This is a genomic window from Mycobacterium sp. NGS29 (assembly GCF_059812965.1).
On record NZ_JCALDR010000053.1, the window covers coordinates 1 to 358 of the forward strand.

Annotated in this window: 1 protein-coding gene; it reads right to left on the reverse strand. The window is 66.8% G+C overall.

What is annotated here, in order from left to right:
* Positions 1–358: HNH endonuclease signature motif containing protein (locus tag AC5Y5Z_RS25565; RefSeq protein WP_499928297.1), on the reverse strand; the 358-nt coding region annotated here is incomplete at both ends.

Genomic DNA, 358 nt, shown 5'->3' on the forward strand with positions numbered 1-358 from the left:
CCATTCGGTGTGGCCGCGGGTGTTGGTGCGGGTGGTCCAGCCGTGTTCGGCCAGGCGGTTGTGGGTGCCGCAGGCCAGGGTGAGGTCGGTGATGTCGGTGCGGTGGGTTTTGGTCCAGGCGGTGACGTGGTGGACTTCGCTGTGGTAGGCGGGGGCGTTGCAGCCGGGTTTGGTGCAGCCGTGGTCTTTGGCGTGCAGCATGATGCGTTGGGCGGGGCTGGCCAGGCGTTGGGTGTGGTACAGCGCTAGGGGTTTGGCTCTGTCGAATAGGGCCAGGTAGTGGTGTGCGTGGCTGGCCATGCGGATGACATCGGTGATCGGCAGTACTGTGCCGCCGCTGGTGCGCCCTGTGCCGGTA